The 18,258-nt window shown below is 43.5% G+C and carries 15 protein-coding genes; all 15 read right to left on the bottom strand.

Translation table 11 applies throughout. The annotated features are described in order from the left end of the window. Positions 1-751: 751 nt before the first annotated feature. The 15 genes from ACTNA4_RS07575 to ACTNA4_RS07505 all read right to left on the bottom strand — a co-directional run bounded on the left by ACTNA4_RS07575 (position 752) and on the right by ACTNA4_RS07505 (position 18,103). Entirely contained in the window at positions 752-2,170 is a 1,419-nt protein-coding gene (locus ACTNA4_RS07575; protein ID WP_441029398.1) for a sugar transferase, read from the bottom strand. Positions 2,171-2,309: 139 nt separating this feature from the next. Next, positions 2,310-2,819, bottom strand: a complete 510-nt coding sequence (gene loaP / locus ACTNA4_RS07570; protein ID WP_441029395.1) for an antiterminator LoaP — start codon at positions 2,817-2,819, stop codon at positions 2,310-2,312. Between the two features lie 563 nt (positions 2,820-3,382). After that, entirely contained in the window at positions 3,383-3,889 is a 507-nt protein-coding gene (locus ACTNA4_RS07565; RefSeq protein ID WP_441029392.1) for a VanZ family protein, read from the bottom strand. Positions 3,890-3,894: 5 nt separating this feature from the next. Beyond that, positions 3,895-4,551, bottom strand: coding sequence for a (d)CMP kinase (gene cmk / locus ACTNA4_RS07560; RefSeq protein WP_427805847.1), 657 nt, complete (start codon positions 4,549-4,551; stop codon positions 3,895-3,897). An 18-nt stretch (positions 4,552-4,569) separates the two neighbouring features. After that, complete coding sequence (locus ACTNA4_RS07555) at positions 4,570-5,082, bottom strand: hypothetical protein (protein WP_441029389.1); 513 nt, start codon at positions 5,080-5,082, stop codon at positions 4,570-4,572. A gap of 14 nt (positions 5,083-5,096) precedes the next feature. Next, complete coding sequence (locus ACTNA4_RS07550) at positions 5,097-6,200, bottom strand: AAA family ATPase (RefSeq protein WP_427820676.1); 1,104 nt, start codon at positions 6,198-6,200, stop codon at positions 5,097-5,099. 187 nt (positions 6,201-6,387) lie between these two features. Next, positions 6,388-7,620 carry an NAD(P)/FAD-dependent oxidoreductase gene (locus tag ACTNA4_RS07545; protein WP_441029386.1) on the bottom strand — a complete coding sequence of 411 codons (1,233 nt, stop codon included), beginning with the start codon at positions 7,618-7,620 and terminating at the stop codon, positions 6,388-6,390. Further along, the gene (locus tag ACTNA4_RS07540) at positions 7,617-8,546 is read right to left on the bottom strand and encodes a MurR/RpiR family transcriptional regulator (RefSeq protein WP_427805850.1); all 930 of its coding nucleotides are present in this window, start codon (positions 8,544-8,546) and stop codon (positions 7,617-7,619) included. Before ACTNA4_RS07540 ends, ACTNA4_RS07545 begins: the two co-directional genes overlap by 4 nt. A 374-nt stretch (positions 8,547-8,920) precedes the next feature. Next, entirely contained in the window at positions 8,921-10,336 is a 1,416-nt protein-coding gene (locus ACTNA4_RS07535; RefSeq protein WP_427805851.1) for an oxaloacetate decarboxylase subunit alpha, read from the bottom strand. 207 nt (positions 10,337-10,543) lie between these two features. Next, the gene (locus ACTNA4_RS07530; protein ID WP_427805852.1) at positions 10,544-11,695 is read right to left on the bottom strand and encodes a sodium ion-translocating decarboxylase subunit beta; all 1,152 of its coding nucleotides are present in this window, start codon (positions 11,693-11,695) and stop codon (positions 10,544-10,546) included. A 36-nt stretch (positions 11,696-11,731) separates the two neighbouring features. Then, positions 11,732-12,103, bottom strand: a complete 372-nt coding sequence (locus ACTNA4_RS07525) for a biotin/lipoyl-containing protein (RefSeq protein ID WP_441029383.1) — start codon at positions 12,101-12,103, stop codon at positions 11,732-11,734. A gap of 29 nt (positions 12,104-12,132) precedes the next feature. Beyond that, positions 12,133-12,909 (bottom strand): OadG family transporter subunit, encoded by a 777-nt coding sequence (locus ACTNA4_RS07520; protein ID WP_441029380.1) that lies wholly within the window; start codon positions 12,907-12,909, stop codon positions 12,133-12,135. A gap of 14 nt (positions 12,910-12,923) precedes the next feature. Next, positions 12,924-14,360, bottom strand: coding sequence for an acyl-CoA carboxylase subunit beta (locus ACTNA4_RS07515; RefSeq protein WP_441029377.1), 1,437 nt, complete (start codon positions 14,358-14,360; stop codon positions 12,924-12,926). Positions 14,361-14,569: 209 nt separating this feature from the next. Further along, complete coding sequence (locus tag ACTNA4_RS07510) at positions 14,570-16,558, bottom strand: 2-isopropylmalate synthase (protein WP_427805856.1); 1,989 nt, start codon at positions 16,556-16,558, stop codon at positions 14,570-14,572. 180 nt (positions 16,559-16,738) lie between these two features. After that, complete coding sequence (locus ACTNA4_RS07505; RefSeq protein WP_441029374.1) at positions 16,739-18,103, bottom strand: D-alanyl-D-alanine carboxypeptidase family protein; 1,365 nt, start codon at positions 18,101-18,103, stop codon at positions 16,739-16,741. Positions 18,104-18,258: the final 155 nt, after the last annotated feature.

The raw sequence follows: 18,258 nt of genomic DNA, 5'->3' as shown, positions 1-18,258 counted from the left end.
CGCTGTGGTTATCATCTTCCCGATATGTTAACCTGAATGATTCTCACAGCGCGGAATCTGCTAACTTAATCTTGATCTTCAATGTGTTTATCACTTCACGAAGTGTTCTTATCACTTCATGGACAGGTCTATCCAAAATTGCTTATGTTCATTTCAGTGGTTTTTTCAGCCCCAGACATGTTCATTTTCGGCCCCAAACCCCTCATTTACCCCCGAAAAACCATCAACTAAAGTTCATAGGGTAGACCCCTTGTTGTCTTTATCATTTATTGAAAACAACAATTCGGTTCTTCCATAGGTCACTAACTGCAAATGAGCGTTTTTCGGGCTTCCATCCCTTTAATTCCTCACTATGATTCTTTAGGGTAGACCCCTTGCACTCTCTATATCATCTATTGAAAACCCTTGATATTACGGCATTTTTCAATCTTCCTCTTATTATCTTCAACGCCAATTTCATGTTCAGAATGTACTTATCACTATTCCCAGACCTCTACCCGAAACGAAAAATCCATGTTTTTCGCCTCATTCATTTCGCTTGAAAATAGGTCTCATACACTCAAAATTGTTCTCATACACCCCATAGCCCGTAGGAAAGTCCTCACCATTTCATTTGAAAATGTACTTATTACTACCCGCAGACCTGTACCCTAAATCCTTATTTTCCGGCAATAACGGATGATTTTAACGGTCATCATAGCCCATGAAAACTCAACTGAAATTTAGGGTAGACATTGCTAAATAGAGCTTTCTATTTCGCCCCATCTTTTCCAATCACAACCAACACTGTTTTCAGCAAAATCTTAATATCAAGCCCCAAATCCCAGTTTTTAATATATTCTGTATCCAGCCTCACAACTTCTTCAAAGTCGGTAATGTCGCTCCGTCCGCTGATCTGCCACATCCCGGTAATCCCCGGTTTGATCGCCAGTCTGGCCCGATGATGCAGATCATACTTCTCCCACTCATCCTCTGTAGGCGGTCTGGTTCCAACGAGACTCATATCACCCTTCAGCACATTCCAGAACTGTGGAAACTCATCCAGGGAATAATCCCGGATAAAATTTCCGATCCCTTTAATAATCCTAGGGTCATTATCCATCTTGAACATCATGCCGTCCTTGATATTATTCTGCGCCATGAGTTCCTTCTTCCGTTCCTCCGCATCCATATACATGCTTCGGAATTTATAGATTTTAAACTTTCTTCCATTCTTTCCAACCCGGATCTGGCTGAAGAAGATCGGTCCCGGAGATTTCACAAAGATACACGGTGCCACAATCACAAAGATAACCGCCGTACCGATTAGTCCGACAATTCCTCCTGCGATGTCCATAAGCCGCTTCACAAATACCTGTTTCTGTGATGCCATGTTGATGCTGCTGGAGATCACCGTATACCCTTCAATCTCCTCCACCATCTGACGCGTCTTCTCTTTTTTCAGCCTTGCCAGCTTCAGATGCACTGTAAGGCCCATGATTCCACATTCATCAATCAGCTTCTCCGGAAGCGGTATGTCATTCGGAATGCTGAACATCACTTCATCCGTCCAGGCTGTTTTCAGATATTCCGCAATCTGGTTCACTCCGTAAATAACCGGCAGACCATGGAATTCTCTTCTTTCGCCTTCTTCATCCACGATCCCGATTCCGGTAACCTTGAATTCACTGTACGGATTATCGGTAAAGTTGTTCAGAAGCTCTTCATAGTTCTTCTTTGATCCGACCAACATAATGCCACGTTTTCCGGCAGCCGGTCCCCGGTGACTTCTCAGCCACATTTTCAAAATACATCTTCCTATATAAAGGAAGCTCCATGCAATGAACGGGAAATAAAACATCGCCAGACGCGAAGAATGTGCAGATTCTTTAATTACAAACAGATAGACGATGACACCGGCGCAGACAACGATCACATGTCGTGCGACTGCTTTCGCTTCCAGCCAGTATCCCCGTCTCAGAACACCCCGATATGTTTCCATCAGGAATCCCATCACCAGATCAAAAAGCCCCAGGACAATGAAGATACTTCGCATGAAAGAATCCATCAGCAAAAAAACTTCTCCATTTCTCACCACATACGCCACATAGAACGCAGCTTCTATCAATATGAAGTCCAACAAAATAAAATCCCAGTGTTTGAACCAATGTGATGTATTCCTCTTATACATTTGCTTTCCCGACCCTCAAATCTATCGATGCCTGTGGGCTTTCTTTTACCTCACATTTACAGCATCTTCGTTTATGAATAGTATTTTTATCGTATAAAAAATGATGTTTTCAACAACATAGTTATTTCAATTTCATTTTCTACACAGTTTTGGAAATAATTTCCAATCCCACTTCTACTCTCTGCATTCTTCCAAACATTTCGATTTCCAGCCAGGCTTTGCGCTTATGCCGGTCAATCTTTCGGATGAACGCTTCCATCCCTTCAAGAGGTCCGGACAGTATTCGGACTTGTGAATTTTCAATTATTCCTTCTGACATTTGAACTACTTTCTCTTCACCGCCGAAACGTTTGATGAAATCAACTTCCTCATCGGTGAGTGGAACGATCTCCTGACCGGTTCCGATCATCTTGGTCATTCCATCAATATGTTTTAATTCCTCATATAAATCATTCAAATGATCTGTAACCACAAAAACATAACCGGGAAATAGAATCTTTTTCAGAACAGTCCATTTACCTCGGAAGTGTTTCTTCTCTTCATACTGAGGTATAAAACACTCTTCCATAATACTTTTGTCTATCTTCTTTTCGCATTGTAAACGAATTCGTTCTTCTGCACCTGTACTGACTTGTACAACGTACCACATTCTTTTTCTCCTCACTCATGTTTATGTCATCAATTGTTGCATGGATTAGGAAAAAAAAAGAACCTCGTCATCTAAAAATGGATAAGCTTCGCCACTCCATCTTTATTCCGACAGATTCTCATACACATTTATCATCTGAATCTTCCAAACGCGACACGGCGACGATTTGGCTTACTCAGAATTTTTCCGTTTCCATTCTTTCTGTATTATACCTTATACCTTTTTATTTTTCAACATTTGTTGACATGATTTGTATTTTTTCTATAGCACACACCTATATGCACGATTTTTTTTTGTGATTTTTGTGCATTTCGTATATTGACTCTTTAGTTTAAAGTGATGATGTTACTTTATTTGGAGGGTTTTTTATGGAATTTTCTGTTTTTTCTCTTACCATCGCATAACAGAGCGGAGGCTAAGAGAATGAGTATTTATGAATATGATGAAGAACGGCATATGAGACAAACTCGCGCGGAAGGTTATGAGGAGGGGGAAATGATTGCTACAGCTCGTATTAACCAGTTAGCTCTATTAAAATAACCAGTCACATCAAGGGAGCATTTCTACTCCCTGCTATGACTGGTTTTTCTTTGACATATTTTTTCTATCACAGTGATTCCTATGACTGTCACCAGAATTCCCAGGGCTGCACCCGATGTATCGATGCAGACATCCTGGATTCTTCCTGCCCTTCCTTCTACGAACAGTTGATGGAATTCATCGGTACATGCCATGAAGGCGCTGATTCCGATGCTGCAAAATATTTTCCATTTCATTTTCATATAGATCTGCTGCAGCAAAAGCATGCTAAGCATTCCCATCACAGCATATTCGCAAAAATGTGCTGATTTTCGGATGATGAAGTTATACGGTTCAAGGAATTCTCTCTGTTCTTCTTTTGACATTTCTCTGAATTCCGGTATGAAGAATCCGACAACCTTCGCCCCGAATCCTATGCTCGTGTCTGTGGATTCGTCTCCCGGCTGGGCGGAAAATGCGAATATGATGCATCGCCATATTAAAATGAGAATGAGAAAGACATAGAAATGTTTTTTGTTTTTTATTATCATTCTCTCTACCTGCAAAGGCCGGTGATTGCCTTTACTACTTCCTCGATCGTCATATCAGAGCTGTCCACCAGGACGGCATCGTCTGCCTTTTTAAGCGGTGCGATTTCCCGGTTCATATCACGGGTGTCGCGTTCCTGGATATCTTGTGCGATTTCATCATAATTGCATGCGATTCCTTTTTCCGTCAGTTCTTTAAACCGACGATTTGCGCGGCACTCTACGCTTGCTGTCAGGTATATTTTGACATCTGCATTCGGAAGTACATGAGTTCCGATATCCCTTCCGTCCATCACAACATCTTTTTCTTTTGCCAGATTTCTCTGAAGGTCCAGCAGTTTTGCCCGGACTTCCGGTACAGCAGAACTGATGGATGCCATATTTCCCACCGCCTCTTCTCGCAGCATGGAAGTGATATTTTCTCCGTTTAAATAAATCTGCTGTGCGCCGTCTTCGTATCCGATGCTTACTTCTGCATCTTTGCAGGCATCAATGATTTTTTCTTTTTCATCCGGCTGAATGCCTTTCTTCAGGAAATGGATTGCAAGTCCGCGGTACATTGCACCGGTATCGACGTAGATGTATCCTTTCTCTTTCGCAACCAGTTTTGCGATCGTGCTTTTTCCGGCTCCGGCCGGTCCGTCAATGGCTATGTTGTATCCCATGGTTTTTGTTCTCCTTATTTAATAATTCTTTATTTTCTCAGCATCATTTCCAAATTCACAAAATTCATTTTGTGGAATTCGTGACCAAAATTTTGATATATCAAAGTGACATTTATTCAGCCTTGCCCCCAAATTGGAACAATTATTAATATCACTTTTATATTCTTTCTTTGAAGCACTTTTCGTAATTTCTTCGACAGACTTAATATTACATGCATTTACCAATTCATCCTCAAGATTCTTTACTTGTGGAACGCATATCACATCTTTAATTCCTTTTTGCATTTTCAAAAATTCTACATTATACTTTATTATTTCCATATTATTCGTAATATCTGTATCATAGATTAACACAACAATTGTACCAGATTTTAGCGGTCTGATTCTTGCAATTGTAAATCTGTTTTGTACAACGTTGAACTTATCAACCTTCCCACTTTTGACACATCCCAAGTCTCTTTTTAATGCATCTAAAACACTTTTCTCATCATCACCCTCAACATAATAATGATAAATGGATTCTTTTTTCATTTGTACACCCCCTATTATAGGTCTGCAATTTCATATAACTTATGTAATTCAGGAGCTGTACAAAACAAATCATTCTCAACAGCATTTTTCAAGGAATCTGTATTACGCTTTAAGTATTGTTCGGCGTGTATACATTTTATCGGCAAATCTATATCTCTTACATCTTTTTTCAGAAATGTAAAAGTATGTTTGGGCAACTGCATGTCTAAAATCTCAGTATTATGTGTCGTAAAAAACAATTGCTTTCTTCCGGTCAACTTTTCAATCATAATAGATAAACAAGCTTTCTCCACATCGCTGTTAACATAGGAAAATAATTCATCACAATAATACAAATCATGCTTATCGCAAACCAAAGATGCAATAATATATGAAATGTCCAGACCAGCTTTTGTACCGCTTGATAATACCTCTCCATTTGCAATTTGTCCATCTTTAATAATTACGGAACAATGATCCAATTTTATAGCGTAGGTATTATCTACCTCTTTGACTTTTATAACATCTTTTATTGATGGATCTAAAGTAATCAGTATTTGTTTTAAAATATATAGATATTTTTCATTTTCTTCAATAGGTATATAAGTTTTTTTCTTCCATGCATCTTGAGGATATGAGAAGTACCATCCACTAGTATTAATCTGATCATATGAAATCTTATTGCAATCAGATTCGTCCAATCGTTTTGCGCAGTTTTCATAATTATCTCTTATTCCAATAGGTGTGAAATACACATTAATATCTACGTCATCTTCTTTATATTCAACTTCAGCTTTTGGACGTACAGACAGTTGAAATCTATAAAGCCTGTTCTCATTTGTAACAAAGTCTATTTTAAGAAATGCATGTTTTTTCTCATTATCAATTTTGCTTGTAAATCTTTTATACATCCCATCCTCAAAATAATTTGTAAATGTCATAAGAAGTTTTCCAAGCGATGTTTTTCCAGTTGCATTTCCGCCCATAATTATATTTACTTTTTTGTAACGAAAATTTTGCCTGTCATTCAAATATTCTTCACTTATTGTTGAATCTACTATTTTTTTAGGATAAGACATATTCATATGGAAATTCTTAAAAGCATATAGATTGTCCGCTTTTATATCCATTATTATCATTGCTTGTCCTCCTTTTTTTCTTTTGTATATTTGTTCGCATTTCGCGAAATAATATCTTTGCATTTATTATACCTCGTCCCACAAAAAATTCAAGTTTATTCTATATATATTCTCATTTCATTTTTCGTAGAACGTATAAAAGGTCGAAACTTTGCATCGCTTCAACCTTTTAGCATCGTTTTTCTTCCTACCAAATATTGCTTCCCGCCGCATACCCCGTAGACCATGCGATTTGGAGGTTAAATCCTCCGGTAAGTGCATCCACATCCAGAACTTCTCCTGCGAAATACACTCCTCTTACCAGTTTGGATTCCATTGTGGATGGGTTCACTTCTTTGACCTTCACTCCCCCGCGTGTGATAATTGCTTCCTTGTAATCGCGCAGTCGGGTAAGTGTCAGTTTCAGGTGTTTGATAAGATGAACGAAATGCTGACGTTCTTCTCTCGATATGATATTCACTTTTTTCTCCGGATCAATTCCGCTTAGTGCGACCATGACCGGAATGAGTTTCGCTGGGAAGAGGGAATTCACAGCATTTTTAAACTGTTTATTATGGTTTTCTTCAAATTCACGCAGTACGCGCGCATCGAGCTGTTCTTCGGAAAGTGCCGGTTTCAGATCAATCACCAGCTTCAGTTCTTTCCCTTTTCCGAGCATTTTGCCTACATATGCGCTGGCGCTGATGATGAGCGGGCCGCTGACGCCGAAATGGGTGAACAACATCTCTCCGAAATCTGAGAAGATTTCTTTCTTCCCATTGTAGATCGTGGCCTGTACATTTCGCAGGGATAATCCCATTAGCTGCGGCACGAAATCTTCTTTTGTCTCAATCGGCACCAGTGAAGGGGCGGTATCGGTGATGGTATGGCCAAGACTTGCTGCAAACTCGAATCCATCTCCGGTCGATCCGGTTGTCTGATAGGAAAGTCCGCCGGTCGCAATGATACATGCGTCCGCCGTCACTTTACTTCCATCGGCCAGTACCAGATGGGAAAATGAGCCGTTTTCCGCAACCACATTTTTCACTGTTGTATAGAAATGTACCTGGACGCCCAGATTTTTCATCTCTTTTTCCAGAGTCTTTATCACATCCGAGGAATGGTCAGATTGCGGAAATACACGATTTCCACGCTCGATTTTTACCGGAAGCCCGGCATTTTCAAAAAAATCCACCACATCCTGATTGGTAAAACCGTAAAAACTGCTGTACATAAATTTCTCATTTGTGACTACATTTGCAAATAAGGTATCCATATCGCAGGCATTGGTGATGTTGCAGCGTCCTTTTCCTGTGATGAATAGCTTCTTGCCGAGTTTTTCATTCTTTTCAAATATATGCACTTCGTTTCCATTTCTGGCGGCAAAGATCGAAGCAAACATCCCGGCTGCGCCGCCTCCTATGATCAATACTTTACTCATTGATTCTCTTTTTCTCCCGTCTTATCAGATTTCATGGTTACGGTATCTCCGACCGAATTCAGTTCGTCCCGCGAGTAGACTTGATACTCGTCCCAGATATCTTCCAGTGTTTCCAGTGTCTGGATGACTTCTTTCTGCTTCTTCATGCAAAGCGCCACGACCAGAGCGTTGATCACGCTTAAAGGTGCGACCAGGGAATCCACGATAGACGCCATATCACTTCGTGCGATCAGGTTGCAGGAAGAATAGAGGTTCATCGGAGAATGTACACTGTCGGTCAATGTGATCACTTTCGCTTTACGGTTGCTTGCAAACTCCAGTGCTTTCAGCGTTCTCATGGAGTAGCGCGGGAAGCTGATGCCGATAATCACATCCTCTTCATTGATCCGGATCAGTTGTTCAAATATTTCACTGGAGCTGTTCGTATGAACACTGATTACGTTTTCGCAGATCAAATTTAAATAAAAACTGAGGAAATTAGCTAACGGGGCGCAGCTTCGGATGCCGACTACATAGATTCTCTTTGCATTGAGGATCGTATCTACCGCCAACTCAAACGCCTGCTGATCAATGCTTTCCATTGTCATCTTGATTTTATCGATATCCGACTGAAGCACAGTCTCAAGAATCTCACTCTGGGTAATTCTTCCGTAAGTGACCTCCATCCTCTGGATCGAATTCAGTTTTGTCCGCACCAGCTCTCCAAGTGCTTTCTGAAATTCCGGATATCCCTTGTATCCGAGCTGAGATGCAAAACGCACAACCGTGGACTCGCTGACACCTACTGCTTCCCCCAGCTTCGATGCCGTCATAAATGCTGCTTTGTCGTAATTCTGCCGGATATAATCCGTCAGGCGCTTCTGGCCTTTGCTCAGTTTCGGATACTTTTCTTCCAGTCTTGTTAATAGTTCATTTTGCGTACTCATGAACTGCCTCCTTTGGGGACGTTCCTTCTGTCACGGAGCGCCCTTTGCTCATTTTTACATCTTACAACAATTAGGTGGGGTTTACAATATTTTTACTAAAAAAACCTCTATGACCAAACTTATTTTCTCTAAAGACAAAAGCTTAATTCTTGGAAAATACTAAGGTGCCTCAAAGCGTTTTCTATGAAAAAGACAAAAAAGGCCGCCACATCTAAGGTTTACATATCCTTAAATGCGACAGCCCTCTTCTTTTCTTTCGTTATATCATTTATATCTGCACATTAGGCACTGATCGTGGCAAAAGAGTCGTTCCCAACGCGAGCCCCGAACCTAACGCGAGCCAAAGGGCGCTGGTCGTGGCAAAAGAACCGTCCCTACACCGGGTAGCTTCCATTCTCAGTATCTGCGATTGTTGCATCAACTTTTTTCTGCTGTGCATCGCGGTATTTGAAGAAGTCGATTGCTACCTGCGGGAAGAGTGCGTAGCTGAGTACGTCTTCATCCTGCTGTTTGTACTGGGCCATTTCTTTTTCGAGGGTATCCAGTTCATCCGGAATCAGGTCTGCCGGACGGCATGTGATGACTTCTGCGTCATCGCCAAGTACTTTTTTCTTTACTTCTTCGTTAAATGGTTTTACGGTTGCGCCGTATTTTCCGCTGAGTACGTCTTTTGTCTCTTTGGTTGCCATCTTGTAGCGTTCGCCCATCAGGACGTTGAATACGGCCTGTGTTCCGACGATCTGTGAGGATGGTGTTACGAGCGGCGGTTCGCCGAGGTCTTTTCTTACGCGCGGTACTTCTTCGAGTACTTCGTAGAATTTGTCTTCTGCACCCTGTTCTTTCAGCTGGCTTGTCAGGTTGGAGAGCATTCCGCCCGGCACCTGATAGAGGAGTGTCTTAATGTTTACGCCGAGGTTCTTCGGATTCAGAAGACCGCTGTCAAGTGCTTCGTCACGGATCGGACGGAAGTAGTCTGCGATCTCTGCGAGGAGCTTCTGGTCAAATCCGGTGTCGTATGGTGTGCCTTTGAAGGTTTCTACCATTACTTCTGTTGCCGGCTGTGAGGTTCCGAGTGCAAATGGAGACATTGCGGTGTCGATGATATCGACTCCTGCCTCGACTGCTTTCAGGTATGTCATGGAAGCAACACCGGATGTGTAGTGTGTATGAAGTTCAATTGGAAGATCCACTGCTTCTTTTAATGCGCCTACCAGTTCGGTTGCTTTATATGGAAGTAACAGGCCTGCCATATCTTTGATACAGATGGAATTTGCTCCCATATCTTCGATACGTTTTGCGATGTCTACCCAGTAATCCAGTGTGTATGCATCTCCCAATGTGTAGGAAAGTGCTACCTGTGCTTCTGCTTTTTCTGCGTTTGCTGCTTTTACGGCTGTCTGAAGGTTTCTTAAGTCATTCAAACAGTCAAAGATACGGATGATATCGATTCCGTTTGCAACGGATTTCTGGACGAAGTATTCTACTACATCATCTGCATAAGGACGATATCCAAGGATATTCTGTCCGCGGAAGAGCATCTGAAGTTTGGTGTTCTTGAATCCGTCACGGAATTTACGAAGTCTGTCCCACGGATCTTCTTTTAAGAAACGAAGGGATGCATCGAACGTAGCTCCGCCCCAGCATTCTACGGCGTGATATCCGACTTTGTCCATTTTATCAACGATTGGAAGCATCTGTTCGGTTGTAAGACGTGTCGCGATCAGAGACTGATGTGCGTCACGGAGAACAGTTTCCACAATTTTAATTGGTTTTTTTTCAATTTCAGCCATTTATTTCATCCTCCAAGTTTTTCTATTACGGAATTTGCCCTTGCTTGTCTTTGAACGATTCACGGGACTGGCTGCTCACGGATTCTTATCTCATAGTCAGGCACATGCTTCGCATGTGATTCCTTCGGAATCTCCGCACTTCGTGCTGCCTGACATTCGATAACAACCGGAATTTGCCCTTGCAAGCAAGCAAATTCCTTCCTGTTGTTACATTACTCCGAATATAGCCATGAATGTTCCGGCGGCTACGGCGGTTCCGATTACGCCGGCAACGTTTGGTCCCATTGCGTGCATCAGAAGGAAATTTGTCGGGTCTGCTTCCGCCCCGACCTTCTGGGATACACGGGCTGCCATCGGTACGGCGGATACACCTGCGGAACCGATCAGCGGGTTCACCTGTCCATGAGTTGCCCAGCACATGATCTTACCGAAGAGCACTCCGGCTGCGGTACCGAATGCGAATGCAACAAGACCAAGTGCCACGATTTTCAGAGTATCCAGGTTCAGGAATGCTTCTGCGCTTGTGGTTGCACCTACGGATGTTCCAAGCAGAATGACAACGATGTACATCATGGCATTGGAAGCGGTCTCTGTAAGCTGTCTTACTACACCGGATTCTTTGAATAAGTTACCGAGCATCAGCATACCAACCAGTGGTGCTGTTGTAGGAAGAATCAGACACACAACGATGGTAACGACGATCGGGAAAAGAATCTTTTCCAGTTTGGTAACCGGACGAAGCTGTCCCATTTTAATCTTACGTTCTTTTTCGGTTGTAAGGAGTTTCATGATTGGCGGCTGGATAATCGGCACCAGTGACATGTAGGAATACGCTGCCACGGCGATCGGTCCCATGATGGCCGTCTGCTGTAATTTACCGGCAAGGAAGATGGAAGTCGGTCCGTCTGCTCCACCGATAATGGAAATAGCTGCTGCTGCTTTGTCTGAGAATCCCATTGCCATGGCTCCCAGATAAGCTGCGAAGATACCAAACTGGGCTGCTGCTCCGAGAAGGAAACTCTTCGGATTTGCGATCAGCGGTCCGAAGTCGGTCATCGCTCCTACGCCCATGAAGATCAGAGACGGGAGGATCGCCCATTCATCCAGTTTGAAGAAATAATATAAGAGTCCGCCGGTTCCGTTTGCTGCGTCCTCTGCATGAAGCATGATGTCCGGGTAAATATTTACCAGAAGCATACCAAATGCGATCGGTACGAGAAGCAGCGGTTCGAAGCCATGCTTAATCGCAAGGTAAAGGAAAAAACATGCAACTGCAATCATCACGTAGTTTCCAACAGTCAGATTGAAAAATGCGGTCTGATGCAGGAGATTTCCCAGTGTATTTGTAATGTATTCCATGTTATAACCTCCTGTTTGTCAAAAGGATGCTGCTCCTTAGTTTAATGTAGCTAATGTCTGGCCTGCTTCTACCATATCGCCTACTGCTACATCAATACTAGCAACGGTTCCGTCTTCCGGAGCCACAACAGGAATTTCCATCTTCATTGCTTCTACGATCACAACGGTATCACCTTTTGCAAGTTTCTGTCCGACGCTTGCTTCGATCTTGAATACTTTTCCGGCTGCACCTGCTGCCACTTTAATGCTGCCTGCGCCTGCTGCCGTTTTTGCTGCCGGTGCTACCTTTGGTGCTGCCTTAGGTGCCGCTGCCGGTCTTGCTGCCGGTGCCGGTGAAGCTCCTGCTCCGTTTTCTTCTACTGTCACATCATATACGTTTCCGTTCACTGTAATTGTATAATTTTTCATGATTATTTCCTCCTGAATATCAACTATATTTATGCATTCCATTTGTTGGATTTTCTTCTCTTAATAGAACGTACTACGAAACCGTCCGTAGAAGTTCCTTCGTAAGCAGCAATCGCTGCAGCGATAACCGCGACAAGCTCTGTGTCATCGATCTCCTCTTCTGCTGCGGCTTCTTCTGCCTGTGCCGGAGCCGGAGCAGCTTTTGCAGGCTCCGCCTGTTTTTTGGATTTTCTGTCTACTAATGCAGGAACGTATTTAAACAGAGAAATAATAAAACTCATGAATATCAAAACACAAAATACAGTTCCCATACCTAATAATGTATTCAATCCGGCTTTCTTAAGAATCTCGCCCGTGCTGAAGGAAGCATTTACCGTAAATGACTCCAGCTTCAGATTCTCATCAAATGTAAACTCCAGATCAGCTTCTCTGTCTGAGAATTCTGCCGGTGCAGTTACCGTCAGAGTCGTACTGCTGGTCTTGAATTCATAGTCTCCGTGACTGATGTACTGTCCGCATTCATCCGCTGACGCACTCCATCCTTCTAATGCAGTAATAAAATCTTCTGCCTCCATCTGGACGCCGGTCTGGGACTCAAACTGTGCCATCAGATAGCCCTGATTCCAGTCTGACATGCTGCTGACCTGCTCACCTGAGATACCGCCGCTTGCAACGACATATAATACCTGTTCACAGCTCTGCTCGATGGTCTCCGGATCATACTGGATTCCTTTCGCATTACCGCAGCCGGTAAAGGCAAACGCAAGTGCCAGAATGCAGATTAATAAACTGATTTTTTTCTTCACTTTGCTTCACCTCACTAAACTGTTCCGTGTTTCTTTGAAGGACGTTCTTCCCTCTTTGTAAATAACATCTCAAATGCGCCGATCACATATTTTCTTGTGTCGGCCGGTTCAATGATCGTATCTACATAGCCTCTTCTTGCAGCAGAAAGCGGGCTTGACTGAAGTTCCTGATACTCCACTGCTTTTTCTTTTAATGTATCGGCATCTGCATCTGCGTACATGATCTTTGCTGCCATATCAGCTTCCATCATACCGATCTCAGCGTTCGGCCATGCATAAACCATGTCTGCTCCGATGGATTTGCTGTTCATGGTCACATATGCGCTTCCGTATGCTTTTCCGGTTACAACAGTAACTTTCGGTACGGTTGCATCGGCGAATGCATAGGTAAGTGATGCCATTGCTTTCGCAAGATTCTTCTCCGAACATACAGCTGCCTTGAATCCTGTTACATTGGTAAGTGTCAGGACCGGAATTCCAAATGCATCACAGAATTTCACAAATCCGGCTGCTTTCTTGCATCCTCTTGCTGAAAGAGAACCGTCGAATTCTTCTGCTGCCTTTCCTTCTTCATCAAATACTTTTGAACGGTTTGCCACTGCTCCTACGGTCATTCCGTTAAGACGGATAAAACCGGTCACCATATCTTTTGCGTATTCTTTCTTTGTTTCGAAGAAAACGCCGCTATCTGAAAGCATTGACAGAACAATGGATGGGTCCTCGGCTGCATTTTCAATATCTTCACAGATCCGGTTCAGATCATCGGTACATTCATCATAAGAATCGTTATCCTCATTATTTGCCGGAAGCATACATACGAGTTCACGGATATTTTCCAGGATCTCTTCTTCTGTTCCGACTGCATCCACCATTCCGGATTCCTCGCTCTGGAACTTAGCACAGGATGTGTCACATTTCTTAATTTCATTTCCGACGATTGCATTCGGAGAGTTCACAAATAATCTGCCCTTTGTCTCCATAAATGTGAAATCAGTCAGTGCTGCAGCTGTTGCGAGTCCACCGCCGCAATTTCCGAAAATAGCAGTAATCTGTGGAATAACGCCAGAAGCCATTGCCTGTTTGTAGTAGAGACTTCCAAATGCATTCAGTGCGTCTGTTGCTTCCTGAAGACGCATACCTGCACAGTCAATAAGTCCAATGACCGGTGCACCCATCTTCATTGCCATGTCATAGATATGTGCGATCTTTCTTGCATGCATCTCACCAATCGCGCCCTTTAAAACAGTCGCGTCCTGGCTGTACACATAGACAAGATTACCGTCAATGACTCCATAACCGGTAATGACACCATCTGCCGGAGTCTCTTTCTCCTGCATGTTGAAATCTGTCGTTCTTGCTGTTACTGCTCCGCCGATTTCAACAAAACTTCCCGAATCAAGCAATGCAGCAATTCTCATGCCTGCCGGATTTGATGTTGTTGTGTTACTCATAAATCTAGCCCTCCATTTTATAAATTTAAATATAAACCAAATTTTCTGCCGAGTTTATTATACTTGTATTTTCTGGAAACTGCAACATTTTTCGCGAATAACTCGTTAATAATTTCACATTGTATTAAAAAAAGACCAAAAGCGACAAGGGGACGAGTGACTAGGGTCACCGGTCACCCGTCACCCCTAGTCACTCGCCCCCTTGTCACCTATTTCTGATTCCGGAACTGTACCGGTGTCATATTATACGCTTTTTTGAACAGCCGGTTAAAATGCTCCACGTTCTGATATCCAACAGAAAGCGCGATATTTTCCACGGTCATACTGCTGCTCTTAAGCATGGCTCTGGCTTTTTTCATACGGACTTTCTTTACGATGTCCCCGAACGTCATACCTGATTTTTCTTTGATGTATTTGGACAGGTACGGCTTGGAAAGGAAGAATTTCTCAGAGAGGTCATCCAGAGAAACATCCAGATAGTTTGCCTGAATATAATTCATGATCTCAAGCATACGTTCGTCCTTACACTCATCTGCTGTTTTGATCTCTTCAATTTTATTAACCGCAACTGCCAGTGCATCGATGGATGCGTGGATAATGTCTGCATCAATGCCGACTCCCCAGTATGTATGTCCGTTGCAGATAATACCGACATATGCACATGCCTTGGAAGAAGATCCCTTTGTCAGAGAATGTTCTTCATAGAAGGACAGCTCGTAGCTGATGTTGAAATACTGCTTGATCGCATTGCTTACCGCATCGAGACGTCCATTACCGGATGCTGTCACGATCCGTTTGCTGTTCGCATGCGAAATGGTTGCTGTCGCAAGGATTCCGTCTTCCTGTTTGAAATGACACTCATCAATCGTAAAGACACCTTTGTAATTGACATAATTGTCCTCGAAAATATGGTAAACCCATTCCGGAGTCAGCTCTTTGTGAGCCTTGTCGGATACATCTTTTACGAGATATCCCACTTCTTCCTTCATCTCCTTCGGCAGATTGATACCGAAGTTCTGCTTTAATATGTAGTTGACGCCGCCCTTACCGGACTGGCTGTTGATACGGATAACATCCTTGTCATAGGTACGTCCCACATCTTTCGGATCGATCGGCAGATACGGAACCGTCCATTTATCGCATTCTTTCTCTTCCCTGAAGGCCATACCTTTCGCGATCGCATCCTGATGGGATCCGGAAAATGCGGTAAATACCAGATCTCCTGCATACGGCTGACGTTCGTAAACATGCATTCTGGTAAGACGCTCATAGGTCTCACGGATTTCCATCATGTTGGAGAAATCCAGTCCCGGATCAACACCGTGTGAGAACATGTTCATAGCCAGTGTGATAATGTCCACGTTACCGGTACGTTCTCCATTTCCAAACAGCGTTCCCTCGATACGCTCTGCTCCGGCAAGTACACCAAGCTCTGCGGTTGCCACACCACATCCTCTGTCATTGTGTGGATGCAGGCAGAGGATCACGCCATCGCGATGGCTGAGGTGTTTGTCTACATATTCTACCTGGCTTGCAAATACATGCGGCATTGCGTTCTCTACGGTTGTCGGAATGTTGATGATTGCTTTCTTATCCGGGGTCGGCTGCCATACATCCAGAACGGCGTTGCACACTTCCACTGCGTAATCCACTTCGGTTCCCGGGAAGCTTTCCGGACTGTACTGGAAGGTGAAATTTCCTTCTGTCTCATCAGCCAGTGTTTTCAAAAGTTTCGCTCCGTCGATCGCGATCTTCTTGATCTCCTCTTTACTCTTGCGGAACACCTGCTCACGCTGAGCAACGGATGTCGAATTGTAAAGGTGTACAACCGCATGGGGCGCTCCCTTTACTGCTTCAAATGTTTTCTTGATGATATGTTCACGTGCCTGAGTCAGTACCTGTACGGTCACATCGTCCGGAATCATATTCTTCTCGATCAAAGTGCGCATGAACTGATATTCTGTCTCGGATGCTGCCGGAAAACCGACTTCGATCTCTTTAAATCCGACTTTAACTAACAACTGGAAGAATTCCAGCTTCTCCTCCAGGCTCATCGGCTCGATCAGTGCCTGATTGCCGTCACGCAGATCCACACTGCACCAGATCGGTGGTTTCTCAATGTAATCCTTCTTCGCCCAGTCATAACTGACTTCCGGCGGCATAAAATATTGTCTTTCATACTTTTCAAAATTCTTCATCGTGTTCTCTCCTTCTATAAATACTCAAGAATGTAATTTGTCTGAATTATAGGAATTTTTCAGTCTTCGCGCAAAATTCATAAATATTCGTCAATGTTCTTGCTCTATTTTGTTGTACTCACATATCCTAACACATCTATATTATAAAGTCCAGCGACAAATTTAAGCAATTTAATTGATCTAATTTATCATCATGTATTTTTTACAGATTTTTCGGAATACCCAGGCATAGTTTTTCACCGGAATCTCCTCTTCAATGACCAGAGGGTACTTTTTTAGTACTTCTCCATTCAAAGTATAGCATACATAGCCCGCTTCTGTTCCTTTCGTCACCGGTGCCTGCATTGTTTCTTCCTGGCAGACAGTCACCTCTACCTGTTCCGACTCCGATAAAAGAACCTGCAGTTCCTTCTGTTTTCCTTCCTCTGTCTGCAGGACCGGCGTGGATTTTGCATCCCCAAACAGCTCCTGATCATCCGGAATTCCATTTTCCACGGTAATTTCCCTGAGCACCGGCTCTTTCCATACATCGCGGTACTGATACGTCTTCAGCGCATACTGCATCAATTTCTTGGTATCAACCCATTTATAACTTTTGTTATTGGGCCATCCACAGCCCAGAAGCGCAACGACAAAGGTTCTTCCGCCATTCTCCAGTGCTCCCACATAACAATACCCTGCTTCTCCTGTAAACCCGGTTTTTCCTGAAATGGCTCCCTCCATCATATCCAGGAACAAGTTGTGGTTTGTGCAGGTAAAATTCCTTGTCCCTTCGACATTGGAAAAAGAATAGCTTTTCTGCTGGGTGATCCCCAGAAATTCTTCTGCTTTTGGTGATTCGAGAATGCAGTAGCTCATGATCCTTGCCAGATCGGCAGCCGAAATGCTGTGCTTTCCGCCGTCATCTTCCGCGTCCAGTCCGTTTGGCGTCACAAAATGGGCATTGGTACACCCGATTTCTTTTGCCTTTTCATTCATTTTCTCGGCAAATTGTTCCACACTGCCAGCAATATGCTCGGCGATGGCAACTGCACTGTCGTTGTGTGATTCGAGCATCAGGGAATACAAGAGATCTTCAAGATAATACTGTTCTCCTTCTGCCATCTGCAAATGGACCTTAGGCTGGGAAGCAGCATTCTTCGATACGGTCACAATTTCCCCGGCACTTTCCATCTGTGTACCTTCATTCTCCGCGCTTTCATTCTCCGCGTTCATCGCTTCCAGGGCAAGGATACAGGTCATGATTTTTGTCGTGCTTGCCATCGGCCGCATGGTTTGCCCGTCCTTCGAGATCAGGACACGCCGGCTCTTGGCATCCATCAGCACAGCGGAAATGGCATGCAGATTCTGCAGCTCTTCCGGCAGGGAACCTGCTGCTTCTTCTTCCTTCACTGATTCCTGAGATGCCTGATTCACTTCCCATACCTCGTCAGAAGCCAGCGCATGGAGTATTTCTTCAGTCCCGGCAAGCTGCGGCATCACGATGAGATTAATGGATATGATGAAAATGCAGGTGACCGATATAAGATTCCGGATTCTTTTCATTACGCACATCTCCCTATTCGAATCATATCATAGCTCCTCTTGAGGACATTATTTTCCTCTATCCTATCGTATGAACGGGTGCTTTTCTCCATGCATCTTCTTTCTTCCAATTTCTCAATGAAGCTATTGATTACCGAACCTTTTGGAGAGTCTGC

Source organism: Bariatricus sp. HCP28S3_A7, assembly GCF_052066375.1.
GTDB lineage: Bacteria > Bacillota > Clostridia > Lachnospirales > Lachnospiraceae > Allocoprococcus.
This window is presented reverse-complemented; position numbering and strand designations above follow the sequence as displayed.

Coding starts and splice junctions, on each gene's coding strand:
- ACTNA4_RS07505 (WP_441029374.1), bottom strand. CDS start 18,103: ATGAAAAGAATCCGGAATCTTATATCGGTCACCTGCATTTTCATCATA.
- ACTNA4_RS07545 (WP_441029386.1), bottom strand. CDS start 7,620: ATGAGTAAAGTATTGATCATAGGAGGCGGCGCAGCCGGGATGTTTGCT.
- ACTNA4_RS07510 (WP_427805856.1), bottom strand. CDS start 16,558: ATGAAGAATTTTGAAAAGTATGAAAGACAATATTTTATGCCGCCGGAA.
- ACTNA4_RS07540 (WP_427805850.1), bottom strand. CDS start 8,546: ATGAGTACGCAAAATGAACTATTAACAAGACTGGAAGAAAAGTATCCG.
- ACTNA4_RS07550 (WP_427820676.1), bottom strand. CDS start 6,200: ATGATAATAATGGATATAAAAGCGGACAATCTATATGCTTTTAAGAAT.
- ACTNA4_RS07555 (WP_441029389.1), bottom strand. CDS start 5,082: ATGAAAAAAGAATCCATTTATCATTATTATGTTGAGGGTGATGATGAG.
- ACTNA4_RS07530 (WP_427805852.1), bottom strand. CDS start 11,695: ATGGAATACATTACAAATACACTGGGAAATCTCCTGCATCAGACCGCA.
- cmk (WP_427805847.1), bottom strand. CDS start 4,551: ATGGGATACAACATAGCCATTGACGGACCGGCCGGAGCCGGAAAAAGC.
- ACTNA4_RS07515 (WP_441029377.1), bottom strand. CDS start 14,360: ATGAGTAACACAACAACATCAAATCCGGCAGGCATGAGAATTGCTGCA.
- ACTNA4_RS07525 (WP_441029383.1), bottom strand. CDS start 12,103: ATGAAAAATTATACAATTACAGTGAACGGAAACGTATATGATGTGACA.
- ACTNA4_RS07535 (WP_427805851.1), bottom strand. CDS start 10,336: ATGGCTGAAATTGAAAAAAAACCAATTAAAATTGTGGAAACTGTTCTC.
- loaP (WP_441029395.1), bottom strand. CDS start 2,819: ATGTGGTACGTTGTACAAGTCAGTACAGGTGCAGAAGAACGAATTCGT.
- ACTNA4_RS07565 (WP_441029392.1), bottom strand. CDS start 3,889: ATGATAATAAAAAACAAAAAACATTTCTATGTCTTTCTCATTCTCATT.
- ACTNA4_RS07575 (WP_441029398.1), bottom strand. CDS start 2,170: ATGTATAAGAGGAATACATCACATTGGTTCAAACACTGGGATTTTATT.